The 1,495-nt window shown below is 75.1% G+C and carries 1 protein-coding gene; it reads right to left on the reverse strand.

Going from position 1 to position 1,495, the window contains the following annotated elements:
• A partial coding sequence (locus ABD308_RS05925) for a diguanylate cyclase domain-containing protein (protein WP_344327986.1) occupies window positions 1–1,495 on the reverse strand: 1,495 nt, incomplete at both ends.

The raw sequence follows: 1,495 nt of genomic DNA on the forward strand, positions 1-1,495 counted from the left end.
GTTCGGGGCTGCCGAAGGCGATGCCGATGCTGGCGGCGACGCTGAGTTCGCTGCCGCCGATCCAGTACGGCTCGGAGAGCGCGGTGCGCAGCCGCTCGGCGAGCTCCTGGACCTGGAGGCGGCCGAGCGGGCCGCAGACCAGGGCGGCGAACTCGTCGCCGCCGAACCGGGCGACGGTGTCCCCGCAGCGGACGGCGCCCTGGAGCCGGCGGGCGGCCTGGACGAGCAGCTCGTCGCCGACCTGGTGGCCGGCGGTGTCGTTGACCGCCTTGAAGCCGTCCAGGTCGAGGAAGAGCACGGCGACCCCGGCGCCGGCCTCCTCCTGCGGGCAGCGGGCGGCCAGCGCGGTGCGCAGCCGCTGGGTGAACAGCGCCCGGTTGGGCAGGTCGGTGAGCGGGTCGTGGAAGGCGTTGTGCTGCAACTGCGCCTGCAGCATGACCCGTTCGGTGACGTCGCGGCTGTTCAGGATGAGGCCGTCGCGGTACCGGTCGACGGTGGACTCGACGTGCAGCCACTCGCCGGCGCCGGAGCCGATCCGGCACTCCACCCGGGCGGCGGGCAGTGGTTCGGCGCCGGGGTCGCGGTGGGCGGCGAGGCGGCCGCGGGCGAGGAAGCGGCGGACCTCCAGCAGCACCCGGTCGACGTCCTCGGGATGGATGAGGTCGAGCAGGTTGCCGCCGACCAGCTCCTCCGGGTCGCGCCCGTAGACGCCGAGCGCGGCCGGGGAGACGTAGGAGAGCACGCCGTTGGCGCCGGCGATCATGATGACGTCGCTGGAGCCCTGCACCAGGGAGCGGAAGTGCGCCTCCTTGTGGGCGAGTTCCTGGGCCAGCGAGAGGTTGTCCAGCAGCATGATGCCCTGCCGCAGGATCAGCGCGAGGCCGACGGTGCAGGCGGCCGCGGCCACCACCCGGTCCAGCGAGCGCCCGCCGAGGGCGTTGTAGAGGATCCCGGCGGTGCAGACGGCGGCCGCCGCGTAGGGGGTGAGCGCGCTGAAGGTGGTGGCGACCCGGCGGCGCGGCAGGCCGCCGAGCGCCGGGTGCTCGCGCAGCGGGCGGCGCCAGCGCGGGGACCACGGCGCCCAGGCGAGCAGCAGGCTGCCCGCGAACCAGCCGGCGTCCAGCAGCTCGCCGGAGTGGTAGCTGCTGCGCAGTTCGGGCGAGGTGAACAGGGCGTCGCAGAGCACGGTGACGGCGAGGCCGACCATGGCGGTGTGGACGGCGGCCCGGTTGCCGTCCCGGCCGCCGAAGCGCAGGCCGACGACCAGCGAGACCAACAGGATGTCCAGCACCGGGTAGGCCAGGTTGAGGGCCAGCCGCAGCGGGGAGCCGGCCTCGCCCGCGGCGGTGCGGCCGAGCGCCAGGCTCCAGCTGAGGGTGAACAGCGAGCCGGCCACCAGCCAGCCGTCGAGCAGCAGGCAGAGCCAGCCGGCGGCGGTGCGCGGGCGCTGGGCGAGCACCAGGACGCCGGTGATGGCGAGCGGGGCGAACAGCAG

The organism is Kitasatospora putterlickiae, from assembly GCF_039527695.1.
In the GTDB taxonomy this organism is placed as follows: Bacteria; Actinomycetota; Actinomycetes; order Streptomycetales; family Streptomycetaceae; genus Kitasatospora; species Kitasatospora putterlickiae.